Genomic DNA, 16442 nt, shown 5'->3' on the forward strand with positions numbered 1-16442 from the left:
ATGCTATTACTACTCCAAGTGCAAGTCCGGGTTTACTGTCCTTCAGACACGGCCGTTAAGAGAGGATGCCGAACAAATGTCGATGTATCTTCAGGTATCCTTTCGGTTTCTGCTCTCCAGCATCGTCATGGCCGCCCTGATGGTATCCACGGCGGTCGCCGCCGACCTTGCGACGGTCAAGGTCGAGAGCGGGGTAGTTCACGGTGTTGCGGCAACTGACGTGATCAGCTTCAAGGGCATTCCCTACGCCGCGCCGCCAATCGGCGAGCTGCGCTGGCGCGTGCCTCAGCCGGTGACGCCGTGGGAGGGGGCGCGGGAGGCCAGCAAGTTCGGGCCGGCCTGCATGCAGACCGACGATCTGCCGAAATCCGAGGATTGCCTGACGATCAATGTCTGGCGGCCGGCGGCGGAATTTCGCGAACCCTACCCGGTGATGGTCTGGATCTATGGTGGGGCGTTGGTGCGGGGTAATACCGCCCAATATCCGGGCGACGCTCTCTCCGCGCAAGGCGTCGTGGTCGTCAGCATGAACTATCGCCTGGGTCGGCTCGGTTTCTTCGCCCACCCAGCCCTGGCGGAGGAATCTCCCGGCGAGCCCATCGGCAACTACGGCTACATGGACCAGCTTGCAGCGCTGAAGTGGGTTCAGCGCAACATCGCCGTCTTCGGCGGAGATCCCGCCAAGGTGACCATATTCGGCGAGTCCGCCGGCGGCGGTTCGGTGATGTCGCACCTGGTTTCGCCGCTGTCGCGCGGCCTGTTCCGGGCAGGAATTTTGGAGTCGCCCGGCATACCCACGGGACGGATCGCATCCATTCCGGTGACGCCGCGCGCCGAGGCGGAGGCGACGGCGGTCGCCTATGCACGGTATGTCGGCGTCAATCGCGAAGGAACTGAAGCGCTCAAAGCGCTTCGGGCACTTCCGGCCGAAAAGCTGGTCGAAGGAGCCTCGGGCGAAGAGGTCATTCCCGCTCTGGGAAACGGACAACGCATCGTGGGTCTCGCCGGATCGATCGTTGACGGAAAGTTCCTCACCGATACACCAGAGGCTGCCTTCAAGGACGGCCGGCAGGCGATGGTGCCCATGATCATCGGCGCCAACAATCGTGAACTCCACGTCGGCGAGGCGGCCACGAAAGAAGACCTGTTTGCGTTGTTTGGCGACTACGCCGCCGAAGCCAAGGCCATCTACGATCCTGAGGGCGGCGAGACGCTCGAAGAACTGAAGCAGCAGGCGCTTGCGGACCGGACCCTTGTCGAGCCTTCGCGCAACCTGGCGAACCTGGCGGCGGCGAGGGGGCAGCCCACCTGGCTCTATCGGTTTTCCTATGTGGCGGAGGCGCTGCGCAGCAATCCCCAATGGCAGGGAACGCCGCATGGCATGGAAATTCCTTACGTGTTCGGTATTCCGGCAGCGATCGTTCGTGACAAGGTGACCGACGCCGACAAGGAAATGGCGAAGCTGGCGAGTGCCTATTGGGTTGCCTTTGCCAAAACCGGCGACCCAAATGGAGAGAGCCGGCCGGTCTGGCCCAGGCACAACCCTTCGGCGGACACCATAATCAACTTCACGAACGATGGCATTGTGGTTGGGCCTGACCCTTTGAAGGCACGGCTCGACCTGTGGCAGAAGGTTTTCGACGCGAACAAGTGAGAACGGATGACCTAAATCTGAAACGGTGAGGAGATCTTGCAATGACGTGGGGTAGCGCAACCTCCGGTATCGCAGGTTTCATGGCAATGGTCGGGCCGGCCATGCTGGTGGTGTCCCAGACGCGAGAGTTTGGGAAACTGAACCATAGCCAGACCATGACAACAATCGACAAGCAGGACGTGGTCCGGATGAATCGCGACACGCTCTACTGCTCTGGCATCTTCGACCTCGATGCGGCTCCCGTGAGGCGACTGTCACATAAGATGGTACGGCGAGGCCAGCTTCCTCGCATGGCGCCTGATCCCATCGACCACGGGAGCAAGCGGAGACGGTCGTGCGAGGCAGTAATGCCGTCACCGTGCGATCGGCGCGATAACGCGCGAGGAGATTGTAGATCTGCCGAGTGGTCAGCAGCCGGTCGAAGTTGGCCCTACCCCGGTAGACCTTACCTTGGGCGGTGACGTCGCGCTCGTTCCAAACCCGCGACGATCGCGTTGTATTCAGGATTGGGATCAGGTTGCGGACGAAAACGTTGCACGACGGGCCTGTTTCCGTGAACAGGGCGTCAAGGGCTGAAAGGCAAATTGCGGCGTCTTCTGGATCCAGTAGGGTCGATAGTGACGTCGTTGGGCTGACCTTAAACGTCGTATATTAGCGCCTGTGTGGATTTTACTGTAGGCCCACGGTGAAGACCGCCTTGTGAGGCGGCGCTGAACATCGGAAGTCCTAGTCCGAACACTGGGATAGTCCTTTGACTAAGCATCCGATTGAAGTCATCACGTCTGTGGAGCGTCGCCGTCGCTGTCTTTGGTTGATAAGGGCCGCGTACGATTTCGGACTGCTCTTCTGTGGTTGCCGTCCGTTGCGCAAGTAGTTTCTGACCTTTTTGAGGTGATCGAGTGCGGTCTTCTGTCAGGCCTTTCTTTGCGGCACTTTCAGAGGCCGCTGGCCGGTATGGTGACCTGCGAATCCGGCCCAAATCTTGTTCCCGAGCTCGTGGCTCCAAAAGCAGTAGTGGTTTTCCCGATCCAGATCGTTTCGATCACGCGCCCATTCGGGTCAAGCGGTGATTCTTATAGCTGATGATGGACGTGCTCATCTCACTGCCATTGTCCATCAACCGTTAAGCTGCAGACAACGTTACAACGCCCAAGCAGCGGTTCAAGGCAAAACGGTGCTGACGCATCAAAATATTGATTTCAGACATCAATAGGCACATCATAGATGTCAATTGTCAGAGACTGCGCAAGATAAGCGATGTTTCAGTCGTGATCACCGCCGCTCAGATGCGGGCCGCCCGGGCCCTTCTCGGTATCGACCAGCGCCAACTGGCCGAACTGGCGGGCATATCTGTCCCGACAATTCAACGCATGGAAGCGAGCGCCGATGTGGTGCGCGGCAATGTCGACTCCCTAATGCGTTTGCTGGCCGCGTTGGAAAGCGCCGGTGTCGAGGTGATCAACGAGGGGGCTGCCAGCACCGATGGTGGGCGAGGCGTCAGGCTCAGGGCGAAACTCAAGTCATCCGAGAGCGGAGCGACCGAACCATCAAGACCCTTTCCTGCAGCGAGGGATGAACCGTGACATCGGTTTCCGTCCTGTTGTCATGTGTTGCGGCGCTCCTCGGGACAGCTGTGCTCGCCGTGTCGATCGCCCGTTCGGCTTCGTCCACGCCTGTCATCTACGGTGCAAGCCTGGTTTTTTCCGCCATCGCTTTCGTTATTGCGTTCGCTTATCTTGCTGCGGCTCTCCCTGCCGCTGAAACTCCGGCGCTTGTCCTTCCTCTCGGCCTGCCATGGCTCGGGAGCCATTTCCGGATCGATGCGCTTGCGGCCTTGTTCCTTGTGATCGTCAATCTCGGCGGCATGCTCTCCAGCCTCTACGGTCTCGGCTACGGCCGTCACGAACACGCGCCGCATCGGGTGCTGCCGTTCTTTCCGGCTTTTCTCGCCGGCATGAACCTTGTGATAATGGCCGATGATGCCTTTACCTTCCTCATTTCCTGGGAGTTTATGTCGCTCGCCTCGTGGGCCATGGTGATGGTCCATCATCGCGACGCCGGCAACCGCAAGGCCGGCTATCTCTATATCGTCATGGCGAGCTTTGGCACGCTCGCGCTGCTGCTTGCCTTCGGGCTGCTTGCCGGGGCTGACGGAGGCTATGGTTTTGCCGCCATGCGGATGTCCGACCATACGCCGTTCACGGCTGGTCTCGTGCTCATCCTGCTGTTGCTCGGCGCCGGTTCCAAGGCCGGCCTCGTCCCGTTGCATGTCTGGCTGCCGCTGGCACATCCGGCTGCGCCGAGCCATGTTTCGGCACTGATGAGCGGCGTCATGACCAAGGTCGCCGTCTATGCGTTCATCCGCGTGATCTTCGACCTGATCGGCGCGCCGACATGGTGGTCGGGCGTCATCGTCCTTGTGCTCGGCGGCGGCACGGCTGTGCTGGGCATCCTGCATGCGATGATGGAGAGGGACCTCAAACGTCTGCTTGCCTACAGCACGATCGAAAATATCGGCGTGATATTCGTAGGCCTCGGCCTGGCGCTTGCCTTCAAGGCGAACGGCATGGATCTGGCGGCCGCGCTGGCGCTGACGGCTGCGCTGTTTCACGCTCTCAACCACTCGTTCTTCAAGAGCCTGCTCTTCTTCGGCGCCGGTGCGGTGCTGACGGCAACGGGCGAGCGGGACATGGACAAGCTCGGCGGCCTCATCCACCGCATGCCGGTTACCAGCTTCCTTTTCCTCATCGGTTGTGTCGCGATCTCCGCCTTGCCGCCGTTCAACGGCTTCGTCTCCGAATGGCTGGCATTCCAGGCGATTCTGCAAAGCCCTGCTTTGCCGCAATGGGGCCTGAAGATCCTGGTGCCGGCGGTGGGCGGGCTGCTCGCCCTGTCGGCGGCGCTGGCTGGCGCCTGTTTCGTCAAGGCATTCAGCGTCACCTTCCTCGGCCGTCCTCGAACCGTCGTCGCCGAACAGGCGCTGGAGGTCGATCGCTTCTCGCATGCGGCAATGTCCATATTGGCGGCGCTCTGCCTTCTTGCCGGCATCCTGCCGGGGATCGTCATCGACGGCCTTGCGCCGGTGACGCTGTCGCTGATCGGCGACCGAATGCCGGTCCAGGCGGATATTCCCTGGTTGTCGATCGTGCCGATCGCCGAAAGCCGCAGTTCCTACAACGGCTTGCTGGTCTTCCTCTTCACTCTCGCTTCGGCGTCGCTGACGGCCTATCTCATCCACCGTTTCGCGTCGCGGCGGCTGCGCCGGGCGCCCGCCTGGGATTGCGGCTTCCCCGAGGTCAATCCGATGACGCAATATGGCGGCGGCAGCTTCGCCCAGCCCGTCCAGCGCGTTTTCGGCACGCTGATCTTGCGGGCGCGCGAGCGGGTCGACATGCCGGCGCCCGGAGATCTCCGTTCCGCACATTTTGCCGTCGAGACACATGATCTGATATGGGAAGGGCTTTACCTGCCGATCGCAGGCGCCGTCGGATTTGTGGCCGAAAAGCTCAACCGCCTGCAGTTTCTCACGATCCGGCGTTATCTGAGCCTGGTCTTCCTCGCGCTCGTCTTCCTGCTTCTGGTGCTGGCGCTATGGTCCTGATCACAGCTCTTCTCGTCCAGGCATTCCAGATGGCGCTCGTCGTGCTGCTTGCGCCGCTGCTGACAGGGTTCATACGCCTCATCAAGGCGCGGTTGTTGCGTCGGAGGGGGCCTTCCGTGATCCAGCCATACCGTGACCTGCTGAGGCTTCTGCGCAAGGAGGTGGTGCTCGCCGAAAATGCCTCCTGGCTGTTCAGGGTAACGCCCTACCTGATTTTCGCCGTCACTTGGGTTGCAGCGGCCATCATCCCTACCTTCGCCACCGGCCTCATCTTCAGTTGGACCGCGGACCTGATCTCTATCGTCGCGCTGCTCGGCAGCGCCCGCTTCTTTCTGACACTCGCCGGCATGGATGTTGGCACCAGCTTCGGCGGCATCGGATCGAGCCGCGAGGTTATGATCGCGACGCTCGCCGAGCCTTCGATGCTGCTTATCATCTTCACGCTCGCCCTCATCGCCGGCTCGACCCAGCTTTCGTCCATAGCCGCTTTCATGACCTCATCGCAGGTTGGCCTGCGTGTTTCCCTGGCGATCGCCCTGATCGCCCTGGTCATGGTCGCGATCGCCGAAAATGCCCGTATTCCGGTCGATAACCCTGCGACCCATCTGGAGCTCACCATGGTGCATGAAGCCATGGTGTTCGAATATTCCGGACGCCATCTCGCGATGATCGAGCTCGCGGCATCGCTCAAGCTGTTGCTCTACATCTCGCTGATCGCCTGCATTTTTGCGCCGTGGAAACAGGCCGTCCTGGGCGCCGGCCCTGCCGCCTATCCGGCCGGCCTGCTCGCCTACCTCGCCAAGCTTGCGGCCGGCGGAGCGCTGCTCGCGCTGTTTGAAACCGCAACGGCCAAGATGCGCGTGTTCCGCGTGCCCGAATTCCTCGGCGCGGCACTGATGCTCGCGCTGCTCGCCACCCTCCTGCGGTTCGTCTCGAGGAGTCTTTGATGGACGGACCGGTCTTCGACATCGCCCACATGCTCGCCGGCGGTCTGGTGCTGGCCAGCATGATGATGCTCTATCAGGATCGCCTTTATGCGCTGCTCAACGTCTTCACCCTGCACTCGCTGATACTGACGCTGTCAGTGGCCTGGCAGGCCTTCACCCAGGATGCGCCGCATCTTTATGTAACGGCGGCAATCGCCCTCGTCTTCAAGGCGATCGTCATTCCGGTCGTGCTCCACCGCATGATCCGCCAGCTCGGCATTCACCGCGAGATAGAGACGGTCGTCGGCATCGGCCCCACGATGCTTGCCGGTATCGGGCTCGTGGCGCTGGCGACGGTGGTCATGCTGCGGGTGACGCCGGAGGCGGATCCGCTGGCGCGGGAGGATCTCGCCTTCGCCTTGTCGGTGCTATTGCTCGGGCTTTTGATCATGGTCACCCGCCGCAATGCCGTCAGCCAGGTCGTCGGCTTCATGTCGCTGGAAAACGGGCTGGTGCTTGCCGCAACCGGTGCCAAGGGCATGCCGCTGGTGGTCGAGATCAGTGTTGCCTTCTCGATCCTCATCGCCTTCATCGTCATCGGCGTCTTCCTGTTCCGCATCCGCGAGCGGTTCGACACCGTCGATGTCCGTGCGCTCGATGATTTCAAGGGAAGGAGGCGAAAATGAACATTTTGTCCCCTGTCTTGGCCTTCGATGCTGTAACGGCCGTCCTCTTGATACCGATTGCGGCGGCGGCCCTTCTGGCGCTCCTGCCCGGCTACCGGATGACAGCGAGACTCAACGTCCTTGCAAGCCTGCTGACCCTGCTTGCCGCCCTTTGCCTGTTCGTGACCGATCGCCCGGCACCCGGACAATATCTCCTCGTCGACGATCTCAACATCGTCTTCATCGTCCTCAACACCTTCGTCGGCTTCACCACCAGCGTTTTCAGCGCCAGCTACATTGCCCACGAGCTGGAGACCGGGCGGCTGACACCGGCAAACATCCGCTTCTACCACGCCATGTATCAGATCATGATGTTCGGTATGAATCTCGCATTCGTGTCGAACAATATCGGCCTGATGTGGGTTGCCGTCGAACTTGCGACGCTGACCACCGTGATGATGGTCGGCCTCTACCGCACGCATGAAGCGCTCGAAGCCGCCTGGAAATATTTCATACTGGGAAGCGTCGGCATCGCCTTCGCGCTCTTCGGCACCATTCTGGTCTATCTGGCGGCGCAGCCGGTGGTGGGCGAAGGTTACGACGCCATGGTCTGGACCATCTTGATCGACCATGCCGCCGCCTTCGATCCGGCGCTTCTCAACGTCGCCTTCATCTTTCTGTTGCTCGGCTACGGCACCAAGGTCGGTCTCGCACCGCTGCATGCCTGGCTGCCGGACGCCCATGCCGAAGGGCCGACGCCGATCTCGGCGGTCCTTTCCGGCCTGCTCCTGAATGTCGCGCTTTATGCCGTGCTGCGCTTCAAGATGCTACTGTCGGCCAGTCCCGAGGCGCTTGCTCCCGGACCGCTGATGATGACGATGGGCCTTGCCTCGCTGATCTTCGCCGCCTTCATGCTTTACCGTCGCCGCGACATCAAGCGCCTGTTCGCCTATTCCTCGATCGAGCACATGGGTATCATCGTCTTTGCCTTCGGTCTGGGCGGGCCGATCCTCAATTTCGCCGGGCTGCTGCATATGGTCATGCATTCGCTGACCAAATCGGCGATCTTCTTTGCCGTCGGCCATATCGCCCAGATCAAAGGAACGCAGAGGCTTTCCGCCATCCGCGGCCTGAGCGAAACGCATCCGGGACTTGGCTGGGGCTTGTTCACCGGCGTCATCGCTATCGCCGGCCTGCCGCCGGCGGGGATATTCATGAGCGAGTTCCTGATCGTCAGCTCGACCTTCGCCAAGCAGCCGTTGCTTGCCATTCCGCTGGTCTTCGGATTGCTGATCGCTTTCGGCGCTCTGCTGCTCAGGCTAACAGGGGCCGTCTTCGGCCAGCCGCGCGGCAACACGGCGCCGGCCCAGGTGTCATATCTGCCGATGTACGCTCATCTCGCGCTGGTGCTCGTCGCCGGCGTCTATCTGCCGCCATCGCTGGTCGCCTGGTTCCAGAATATCGCCAACCTTCTTCGATGATGCGGGGGAAGAGATGTCGGCGCTAAGCGATCTGATTGAGAACGGGGGTGCGGTTCAACATCATGCGCCCTGGCCGCGGGCTGTCGTCGATCCGGCGGTATGGGCATCGGCGACACTAGAGCTCGCGAAAGGGCATTTGACCCTGCTCGGCCTTTGGGGAGAGAAGCACGCCGTTCACATGGCTCTCCTGGATGAACCCGCCAGTACGGTCGCTATTGTCAGTCTTGAGGGGCAGGCAGATGGCTATCCATCCGTTGCCCGGCATCATCCGCCCGCGCTGCGGCTGGAGCGGGCAATTCGCGACCTTACCGGGTTGGAGCCACAGCATCTGCCGGACATCCGCCCATGGCTGGATCATGGACGCTGGAATCTGCGCTACCCACTTGGCGAGCGGGCGGCAACCCTGACCGAGCCTTTTCCCTACACCTTCCTGCGTGCAGAGGGTGACGGTCTGCATCAGATCCCTGTGGGCCCGGTGCATGCCGGCATCATCGAGCCGGGGCATTTTCGATTCACGGCCAACGGCGAAACGGTCGTCCGTCTCGAAGAACGTCTCGGATATGTCCACAAGGGGATCGAGGCACTGATGGTCGGCAGGGATTTGCTCGGCGGAGCGCAGCTCGCTGGGCGGACGTCCGGCGACAGCACGGTCGCCTATGCCTATGCGTTTGCTCAGGCGGCGGAGGCAGCGGCCGGACTTGTTGTCCCGCCCCGCGCGGTATGGCTGCGGGCCCTGATGGCCGAACTGGAGCGGCTCGCCAACCATCTCGGCGATATCGGCGCCATCTGCAACGACGCCGCGTTTCCGTTGATGCTGGCCCATTGCGGCGTGCTGCGCGAACGTGTGCTTCGTGCGTCCGATACAGCCTTCGGCCACCGGTTGATGCGCGATCGCATCCTCCCCGGCGGCGTTGCGGTCAACCTCGGCGCAGATGGACGCGCCAGCCTGGAGGCTCTGCTTGATGAAATCCCGCGAAAATTGCCGGCCTTGGTGGAACTCTATGACAACACGGCCTCGCTTCAGGACCGAATGGTCGGGACCGGCAGGCTGCAAGGCGAACTTGCCCGCCAGTATGGTGCCGGCGGTTACGTCGGGCGGGCCTCCGGGCGCGGTTTCGACGCGCGGGATGCCCTGCGTTATCCGCCCTACGACCAGCTTTCATTCGAGGTTCCGGTGCTGAACGAGGGCGATGTCAACGCCCGCGTCTGGATCCGCATTCGCGAAGTCGAGCAGAGCCTATCCCTGCTGGGCCAGATCCTCGATCGGTTGCCGGATGGTCCGATCGTGAGGGATATTCCCTTCATCAATGAAAGCCGGCAAGGCATGGCGCTCGTCGAAGGCTTTCGCGGCGATGTGCTGGTCTGGCTGCGGCTGAGCCGGGAGGGCGGGATCGAACGCTGCCATTTGCGCGATCCATCCTGGTTTCAATGGCCGCTGCTGGAGGCAGCGATCGAGGGTAATATCGTTGCGGACTTTCCACTCTGCAACAAGTCGTTCAACTGTTCCTATTCCGGTCACGATCTCTGAAGGAAGGCCTTGATGCGCAAGCTCCTCTTTGAAAGTCTCATACGGTCGCCGCTGACAGAGCCGAGGCCACCGGTTTCCGACGCAGCGATGACAGAACTCGCCGCCGCCATCGAAAGGAGCGCGCGCCGACGGCTTGGACGCAGCCTGTCGATCCGCGCCGTCGATGCAGGGTCCTGCAACGGCTGCGAGCTGGAAATGCACGCCCTCAGCAACGCTTTCTACGATATAGAGCGCTTCGGTCTTCGTTTCGTCGCCTCGCCGCGGCATGCCGATGTGCTGCTGGTGACCGGCCCGGTGACCAGGAACATGGCGCAGGCACTCGAACGCACCTACATTGCCACGCCCGACCCCAAATGGGTCGTTGCCCTCGGCGACTGTGGTCGCGATGGAGGCTGCTTCGCAGGCAGCTATGCCGTCTTTGGCGGGGTTTCGAAGGTCGTGCCCGTCGATCTGCATATTGCAGGATGTCCCCCTTCACCGGTGGATATCCTCAAGGGTCTGCTCGGGCTGCTTGAAGATGTGAACGAGGAGGGCCGCGTTTCGTGACGGGCAGTTTCGATGGTTCGACTTGTGAAGGCTGGAATCATTGCAATCATTACACTGACCGCGGCAACGGTCAGGCTATTCGCGACAATCTGCCACTGGGTCGCGCCACCGATACCACCGCCGCGCCGGCAGCATAAACCTGCGCTGGGCGGTCATCGGGCGGATCCCCCTGCATGCATGGCAACGGATGCTGTCGAGAAGATGTTTGTCCGGGATTTCAAGTGGTCTTTTCGCAGGCTGCCCTATTCGAAGGTCGGCATCGATGCACGAGCTGAGATTCTTGATAGCGGTCGGCCAACTGGAAAGTTCCTGCCCCTTCAAATCAGATCGATACCATCATGGGCGGAGGACGGTGGCGATTACATCCATCGTTGCCGACACAATCACGTCGATTACTGGGCGAAGCACTTGTTGCCGGTCTGTATCGTCATCGTCGATGCCCACAGCGGGATGATGCGATGGCAAAGAGCTGACAAGGGGAGCCGCGCGGAAACCGGATCGGGGTGGGAGGTGGTTGTTCCGGCAGCCAACATGTTGGACGCTAACGCCAGGCTGTTTTTTGACGACGTCATTGCCTCCGATCAGGAGTCGCTGATGCGCTCTGCCTTTGCTCTTGATCGAGAACTCATGGAGGAGGTTCAAGATCGAACAACTTTTTTCGTGTGGGACGAGTGGGGTGATAGAACCGCGATCTTTTCCAACCTGCAGATCTATATCGGCGAAGGGGAGGGGGATGAGCCGGATCTTCGGGTCGACTATCATCTTCGGGCAGACAATCTGCATGACGTCATGACCAGGCTATTCCCCTGGGCGACCTACTCCTACGCCGAGCCTATCAAGGAATATTCCGAAGAAGTTGCCGTGCATGTTCTCGAGGTCGAACTTCGAACCGAAGCAGAGGCCTACCTCGAGGCCGAAGAATTTCTGGCGACGGGCTATCCCGACGAAGAGGAGCCGCGCGCCCCGGAATCCGAGGGTTATGTCACCGCGCAAGAAGAAGAGGCGTTCTGGCGGAGCCGGGGTGTTTCTCGCGGAGATCGTGATCAAGACATATGACGATGCCGCGCAGATCGGATTTGGGGATCAAAGAGGCGGCAGGCACAACGCTGAGCAAGATAAAGCCGGTACGTATAAGCTCAGCGAAGATGGCGCCAGCATCGCTCCTGGTCCAGAAACCATTATTTTGCGATCGCGTAGCATTGCTCGCAACGCCGGGGGCGGCGCGGGATTGTTCAAGGTCAGCCGGGCAATTGCTCCGCACGTCCGGCGACGTCGCGCCAAACGACGCCCGTGGCGGCCGCTGCCATCCCCTAAAAGATCAAGCGTTCGCCCCTAAAACGATCGGAGCAGGGAGTCGACGGACGCGCGAGAGCGGAGATGGGCGTTGGTGCGGGGATCGAAGCTCCTTCAGAATCTGGTCTTTGATACCGTCGTTTATGCTGTGGTTTCAATGAGGCGAACGGACTTCGGGCGGCCGCATGCTACCATGCGGTTGAGGATGGCGCAGCCGATGGCAACTTCCGTCTGCTGTGCTGCGAAGGACCGAGCTCGCAGTCGGTGTCCGATGATCGACTTGTACCTGCCTATCGCGGTCTCGACGAGCGAACGCTTGCCGTAGCCGGTCGCAGCTTGCCATTTCATCCGCCCGTCGGCGTTGATCGACGCTATATTCCGATCGCGTTGGTTGGTGGTCTCTGTATCCGGGCGGCGCCCGCGTTGGAGCGCGGCGGAATGACGACCGTGGCGCCGGTGCTGTGCCTCGTGACGACATTGTAGGTCGGCTTCCCGTCATAGGCACCATCGGCGGTAAACTGTCCGATGGTGGCGTCGATCTGTTCGAGCAGCGGCTCCACATGCGAGGCGTCGCCGATATCCTGGTCGGTCACAACGTGAGCGATGATCTCGCCGCTGCCGGCATTCATAGCCAGATGCAGTTTGCGCCATCCCCGCCGTGACTTAGCACCGTGCTTTTGCTCAAGCCATTGGCCGGCACCGTAAACTTCAAGGCCGGTGCTGTCGATGAGGACGTGGATAGGTCCTTCTGCTGAAACCGAGCGGCCTTGCCGCAAGTCAAAGGATCGTTCCGTCCGTGCCCGTCGGCTTAGCATCGTGTGATCGGGCACGGAGAGATCCAATCCCATCAATTGCAGCACCGATGTCAGCAAACCCTCCGTCTGACGCAGCCGCAGGCCGAACACCAGGCCCAGCATCAGGGCTCGATTGCCAGATCGGAATAACGCGGCTCGCCGCCACGCGTTGTGCGCTTCGGTGCCTGCCATGACGACAGAGCTTCCGCGCTCATCCAAAGCGTCAGGCTGCCGCGCGGGCGAAGGCCTGCCTCCTACTCCGCCCAGTTCGTCACCTTGAAGTTCATCTTGCCGATGTGATGGCGGCGGGCCGAATTGTGCTTATGCGGCATCGTATTCAGATCAATCCCGCTGCTTGCGACCAAACACTCATAGGCGTAACCGTTGAAATTCGATCCCTGCACCAATGCTCCAGACATCGTTATTGCAGCGACAGGTTATACAGCTGATCTCCTAAGTTTTAATTCCCCCAAAATTATCGTTACCTTTCCTCTTTCAGTTTTAGGCATGCATGTTTTATGTCCTCAAGACCATCTGCTTGGACTTGAGCATCTCTCAACAAATCTTCCGCGTAGTTTTGCGCATCGACTATGTCTCGGAAATGAAGCCCCAGATTTCGGCCGGCAATCTCGACGCCGCGCAGTATATCTGCGGTCAGGTCTGCCGTTTCCTGTCCATCGTGGAGACTGAGCAACCTTATCGAGCAACTCAAAGCGATAAGCTCGAGAACAAGAAGGCGGGCTTCAATCTCTCCACTTGTTGGTGCAGTGGCAATACTGTGGTCACCAGAATTTTGACCTTCGATTTTTGGCATGGCAGAAATCCTTTGGTCAGACGAGAAAGCGGCTCTTTGCTTTCTTCACTTCGCGAAATCTCCCTCGGTTAGCTTGCCGTGGCGCGGCCGCTTACATCGACTATATCGAGCGCAAAGAAGATGTGCGTCTTTGCAACTGCATCTGTCCATCTGGATGGCGGCTTCAAAGCGCCTGGCTCCCACCAATCGAGACGTCGCGCGAGCAGAGACCAAGCCTGATGCTTCTCTTCGCGACTTTCGTCGCCTTCAAGATCAATATATCTCGCGTCGATAATTACACTTTTCCAAGAGTGCTTGCTTTTGAGCTGGTCAATTTGGACGCAAACATTTGGGTTCTGTCTCATGATCTCCAACTTTTTGCCGGGCAAAGTGAAGATATACAGCCTGTCATCGGCACATGCATATTGAACAGGGACAACATAGGGGATGTCGGCGTGAGCGCATGCCAACCTTGCAAGCCGTTGTCTTTTAACGACGGCAATACACTCCTTGTATGGCATTTCCCGAATGTTCATAATTGCCTTACCTTGTTATATGGATCTTCGATCGGGTAACGATAGGCCCGCTGGCTATGGATTTCGGCGGTTCGAGTGTCCGCCTGAAGCGATATCGGTGACGCGTAATCAAAACTGATTGACGTGATGACGTCGGATCCTGAAGTCGGCGACGACTGCCGGATTGCCCTTTCCTACTCAGGGCTCAGGACCTCACTGCCTTGGAGCTGCAGATCCACCTGCCATATCCAGAGCTTCGTCAAACATCTCTTTTGCATATTTCGAAGCAGCGGCGATATCAGCGCCAGGCAATTTCGCCCGCGCACATTTTCGTTCGATAGTGCGCTGAAGTGCCTTTATGAGCTCGGTTTGGCCGTTGGCATCACGACGCCTCAATAGCCTCGTTAGGGAAACAGTCGCCATCACCCGGAGAACGAAGGCACGGCCCTCAAATTCCCCCAAAGACGGTATCGCGCTGCCTTGCGGGCCACCGATACTGTCGCGCTTTGCTCTCAGCATAGTATCGCTCCTGAAGAGGGATGCGTTCATCCAAACTGTTAGGATGACCTTCAATTCGATTAGTGCATTGAGGCAAATCAAGGATCATTGTAAAAATACCGAGTTGGCGCCGGCCGTTCGGATCCGATCCGGTTGGACTTGCTTTGAAGACGGCCGCATGTAGTATCCAGACGTCATCGGACTTAACGATGATTTGGGCGTCCCAGACGGCGGACCGGAACCGCCTTCAACAAGTTTCCCGGCCCGAAGTGCCCGCAGCTTTTCCAACGCTTAAGGAATGCCCTTGAAGGTGACGATGCCGTGCGACGTGCTTCCCTCGAGTTGACCAGAATCGATGGTCGCGCGGGCGGAGTCGGCCGAAAGCACTGGCCCCGCGATGGATACGTTGCAATCGGTAGGGCAAGGAATAAACAGGAAGTGAGAACTTGGATGGTTCTCATGGCATTTCCATTCCGTTGCTAAGAACTGATGGTCTGGGCAGTTTCCGACGCCTTGTCACTTGCGCACCAATCCAACATACAACTTCGGGGATGGGCGCTATTCATGGGCAGCTATCTCCGAAACGCACTCGCCTTACGGGTCGGTCTAGAACCAGCAAAGACTCGATACAAGCATGCAGGCCGCAGCCGTCGCGGCTGCAAAGAATCCGATCGTCGCACCGACAATTCCCCGCCTCTCTTGTTCTTCCCTAGCTTGTGAGATGAACACGATCACAACCGAGGAGCGGCTTGTTCGCCGTCAACCCGTTGCAACTGGGTCTTGACTGCCTTTGTGACGAAAGACGAAATTTCGACGTCACCATTGTGACGTCTTATCCGGGTGATGATGTCAGGCCGAAGCCGGTCATTCGCGTCCGACAACGCGATTGCGAAATCCAAAAGAGTGATCGTTATGTTGCAGACCTCGGTCATCCATCTGTAGCGGACAATCTCGTTGAAGGTGATATCCCATAGCTGACCGCTTGCTGCGTCTGCCTGATAGGCATGGACCTCGTCCTTGAGGGCGGCTAGTCGCCTCTCGAAACTTTCGAGGTAGCCCTATCGGTAGCGGGGGTCGTCCTTTCAGCCTGACCAACGGGAAAGCTGATGGACCTCGCTTCACCGGCTATGTCATGGAAAGCGGTTGCGGTTATTCAACCTAATGCGGAATTGAGGCTAGATACGAGCGGTCGGCTGGCTCGGTCGGTTGTGGCGACTGCAGTTGCTCTGCGCTAGCCTCCGGCGCGACCGCTCACGGAGCGCGACCGTGTCCTCCCCCGTCAATGTGCCATGAATATTGGCGTGCTGCTTTGCTCGATCATGTTGCGTGTCACGCCTCCGAAGAGCGTCTGCTGCCAGCGAGGGTGATTGTATGCGCCCATGACGATCAGATCGGCGTTTACGTCCATCGCATGCTGCCTCAGGACCTCGTCGGGCCTGTTTCCGCCGCTGGCCACACGATCCACCTGAACCTTGACCCCGTGACGGGAGAGGAAGCTTGCGATGTCGGCGCCTGGTTCTTCTCCATTCACCCGCTCTCGCGAGACTGGATCGACCATCGTCACGTAGACGCATTCCGCCGTCTTCAACAGGTCGAGGGCCTGCCTTGCGGCACGCGACGCCTCGTCGCTCGAATCCCATGCCAGTACGATCGACTTTGAAGTGGAAGAGAGCGGCCGCCGTCCGCGGTTGATGATGACCGGCGTCGGCGTCTGGAACAGCGCGCCATCCATGACCCGTTTCTGGAGTTCCTCGTCCTTGCACGCTTGGCGGCCGACGAGGACGACGTCGGCATAGAGCGCGCGTTCTGCAATGTCCTCCCGCGCAAAGGCATATTCCGTATAGACATCCTGCACATCGTAAGACAGTTCGGTGCGCGAGAGATACGCCTTGATCTCTTCGGCTTTCTTGACGAGTTCCTCGATTTCGCGCTGGCGTTCGTCCAGCCAAACGGTCGACAGGGAGTTGTGTTCTCCCATCATCGGCGACGCACCCATGCAGATCACGACCGCGCTGAGATGCGCTCCGGAGGCTCCGCAAAACTCCACGGCGGCCTTCAGGTCTTCGTCGAAATATTTGGAAGTCAGGATGCTCATTACCGTGCGAATGGACATTTCGATCACCTCTCTTGTTGAAGATCGAAAGGATA

The 16442-nt window shown here is 59.7% G+C and carries 15 protein-coding genes and 1 pseudogene; 10 read left to right on the forward strand and 6 right to left on the reverse strand.

Annotated features, from left to right (window positions below):
* Window positions 1-82 precede the first annotated feature (82 nt).
* The 10 genes from AC1DTN_RS23060 to AC1DTN_RS23105 all read left to right on the forward strand — a co-directional run bounded on the left by AC1DTN_RS23060 (window position 83) and on the right by AC1DTN_RS23105 (window position 11457).
* Complete coding sequence (locus AC1DTN_RS23060) at window positions 83-1654, forward strand: carboxylesterase/lipase family protein (protein ID WP_477922857.1); 1572 nt, start codon at window positions 83-85, stop codon at window positions 1652-1654.
* A gap of 155 nt (window positions 1655-1809) precedes the next feature.
* Window positions 1810-2115: a hypothetical protein gene (locus AC1DTN_RS23065; protein WP_477922859.1), complete on the forward strand. Its 306-nt coding sequence runs from the start codon at window positions 1810-1812 to the stop codon at window positions 2113-2115.
* Window positions 2116-2847: 732 nt separating this feature from the next.
* The gene (locus AC1DTN_RS23070) at window positions 2848-3237 is read left to right on the forward strand and encodes a helix-turn-helix domain-containing protein (protein ID WP_477922763.1); all 390 of its coding nucleotides are present in this window, start codon (window positions 2848-2850) and stop codon (window positions 3235-3237) included.
* On the forward strand, window positions 3234-5255 hold the full coding sequence (gene hyfB / locus AC1DTN_RS23075) for a hydrogenase 4 subunit B (RefSeq protein ID WP_477922765.1): 2022 nt from the start codon (window positions 3234-3236) through the stop codon (window positions 5253-5255). The genes AC1DTN_RS23070 and hyfB overlap by 4 nt, the downstream gene beginning before the upstream one ends.
* Entirely contained in the window at window positions 5246-6202 is a 957-nt protein-coding gene (locus AC1DTN_RS23080) for a respiratory chain complex I subunit 1 family protein (RefSeq protein WP_477922767.1), read from the forward strand. Before hyfB ends, AC1DTN_RS23080 begins: the two co-directional genes overlap by 10 nt.
* Window positions 6202-6867, forward strand: coding sequence for a hydrogenase-4 component E (locus AC1DTN_RS23085; RefSeq protein ID WP_477922769.1), 666 nt, complete (start codon window positions 6202-6204; stop codon window positions 6865-6867). The genes AC1DTN_RS23080 and AC1DTN_RS23085 overlap by 1 nt, the downstream gene beginning before the upstream one ends.
* The gene (locus AC1DTN_RS23090) at window positions 6864-8327 is read left to right on the forward strand and encodes a hydrogenase 4 subunit F (RefSeq protein ID WP_477922771.1); all 1464 of its coding nucleotides are present in this window, start codon (window positions 6864-6866) and stop codon (window positions 8325-8327) included. Before AC1DTN_RS23085 ends, AC1DTN_RS23090 begins: the two co-directional genes overlap by 4 nt.
* A 13-nt stretch (window positions 8328-8340) precedes the next feature.
* Window positions 8341-9855 (forward strand): hydrogenase large subunit, encoded by a 1515-nt coding sequence (locus AC1DTN_RS23095; protein WP_477922773.1) that lies wholly within the window; start codon window positions 8341-8343, stop codon window positions 9853-9855.
* A 12-nt stretch (window positions 9856-9867) separates the two neighbouring features.
* On the forward strand, window positions 9868-10401 hold the full coding sequence (locus AC1DTN_RS23100; protein WP_477922775.1) for an NADH-quinone oxidoreductase subunit B family protein: 534 nt from the start codon (window positions 9868-9870) through the stop codon (window positions 10399-10401).
* Between the two features lie 177 nt (window positions 10402-10578).
* Window positions 10579-11457 carry a DUF4365 domain-containing protein gene (locus AC1DTN_RS23105; RefSeq protein ID WP_477922777.1) on the forward strand — a complete coding sequence of 293 codons (879 nt, stop codon included), beginning with the start codon at window positions 10579-10581 and terminating at the stop codon, window positions 11455-11457.
* Between the two features lie 378 nt (window positions 11458-11835).
* Here the strand turns inward: AC1DTN_RS23105 and AC1DTN_RS23110 are convergent.
* The 6 genes and pseudogenes from AC1DTN_RS23110 to AC1DTN_RS23135 all read right to left on the reverse strand — a co-directional run bounded on the left by AC1DTN_RS23110 (window position 11836) and on the right by AC1DTN_RS23135 (window position 16407).
* Window positions 11836-12715, reverse strand: a pseudogene (locus AC1DTN_RS23110) (IS5 family transposase).
* 27 nt (window positions 12716-12742) lie between these two features.
* The gene (locus AC1DTN_RS23115) at window positions 12743-12907 is read right to left on the reverse strand and encodes a hypothetical protein (RefSeq protein WP_477922779.1); all 165 of its coding nucleotides are present in this window, start codon (window positions 12905-12907) and stop codon (window positions 12743-12745) included.
* Window positions 12908-12969: 62 nt separating this feature from the next.
* Window positions 12970-13302, reverse strand: coding sequence for a hypothetical protein (locus AC1DTN_RS23120; protein ID WP_310389139.1), 333 nt, complete (start codon window positions 13300-13302; stop codon window positions 12970-12972).
* A 68-nt stretch (window positions 13303-13370) separates the two neighbouring features.
* Complete coding sequence (locus tag AC1DTN_RS23125) at window positions 13371-13817, reverse strand: pyridoxamine 5'-phosphate oxidase family protein (RefSeq protein WP_310389137.1); 447 nt, start codon at window positions 13815-13817, stop codon at window positions 13371-13373.
* 192 nt (window positions 13818-14009) lie between these two features.
* Complete coding sequence (locus tag AC1DTN_RS23130; RefSeq protein ID WP_477922781.1) at window positions 14010-14315, reverse strand: hypothetical protein; 306 nt, start codon at window positions 14313-14315, stop codon at window positions 14010-14012.
* 1258 nt (window positions 14316-15573) lie between these two features.
* Window positions 15574-16407, reverse strand: coding sequence for a universal stress protein (locus tag AC1DTN_RS23135; RefSeq protein ID WP_477922783.1), 834 nt, complete (start codon window positions 16405-16407; stop codon window positions 15574-15576).
* Between the last annotated feature and the right edge of the window lie 35 nt (window positions 16408-16442).

It is taken from the genome of Rhizobium sp. 01T444, from assembly GCF_056398305.1.

Coding starts and splice junctions, on each gene's coding strand:
- AC1DTN_RS23120 (WP_310389139.1), bottom strand. CDS start 13,302: ATGCCAAAAATCGAAGGTCAAAATTCTGGTGACCACAGTATTGCCACT.
- AC1DTN_RS23090 (WP_477922771.1), top strand. CDS start 6,864: ATGAACATTTTGTCCCCTGTCTTGGCCTTCGATGCTGTAACGGCCGTC.
- AC1DTN_RS23085 (WP_477922769.1), top strand. CDS start 6,202: ATGGACGGACCGGTCTTCGACATCGCCCACATGCTCGCCGGCGGTCTG.
- AC1DTN_RS23105 (WP_477922777.1), top strand. CDS start 10,579: ATGGCAACGGATGCTGTCGAGAAGATGTTTGTCCGGGATTTCAAGTGG.
- AC1DTN_RS23080 (WP_477922767.1), top strand. CDS start 5,246: ATGGTCCTGATCACAGCTCTTCTCGTCCAGGCATTCCAGATGGCGCTC.
- AC1DTN_RS23125 (WP_310389137.1), bottom strand. CDS start 13,817: ATGAACATTCGGGAAATGCCATACAAGGAGTGTATTGCCGTCGTTAAA.
- AC1DTN_RS23135 (WP_477922783.1), bottom strand. CDS start 16,407: ATGTCCATTCGCACGGTAATGAGCATCCTGACTTCCAAATATTTCGAC.
- AC1DTN_RS23065 (WP_477922859.1), top strand. CDS start 1,810: ATGACAACAATCGACAAGCAGGACGTGGTCCGGATGAATCGCGACACG.
- AC1DTN_RS23095 (WP_477922773.1), top strand. CDS start 8,341: ATGTCGGCGCTAAGCGATCTGATTGAGAACGGGGGTGCGGTTCAACAT.
- AC1DTN_RS23130 (WP_477922781.1), bottom strand. CDS start 14,315: ATGCTGAGAGCAAAGCGCGACAGTATCGGTGGCCCGCAAGGCAGCGCG.
- AC1DTN_RS23060 (WP_477922857.1), top strand. CDS start 83: ATGTATCTTCAGGTATCCTTTCGGTTTCTGCTCTCCAGCATCGTCATG.
- AC1DTN_RS23115 (WP_477922779.1), bottom strand. CDS start 12,907: ATGTCTGGAGCATTGGTGCAGGGATCGAATTTCAACGGTTACGCCTAT.
- AC1DTN_RS23100 (WP_477922775.1), top strand. CDS start 9,868: ATGCGCAAGCTCCTCTTTGAAAGTCTCATACGGTCGCCGCTGACAGAG.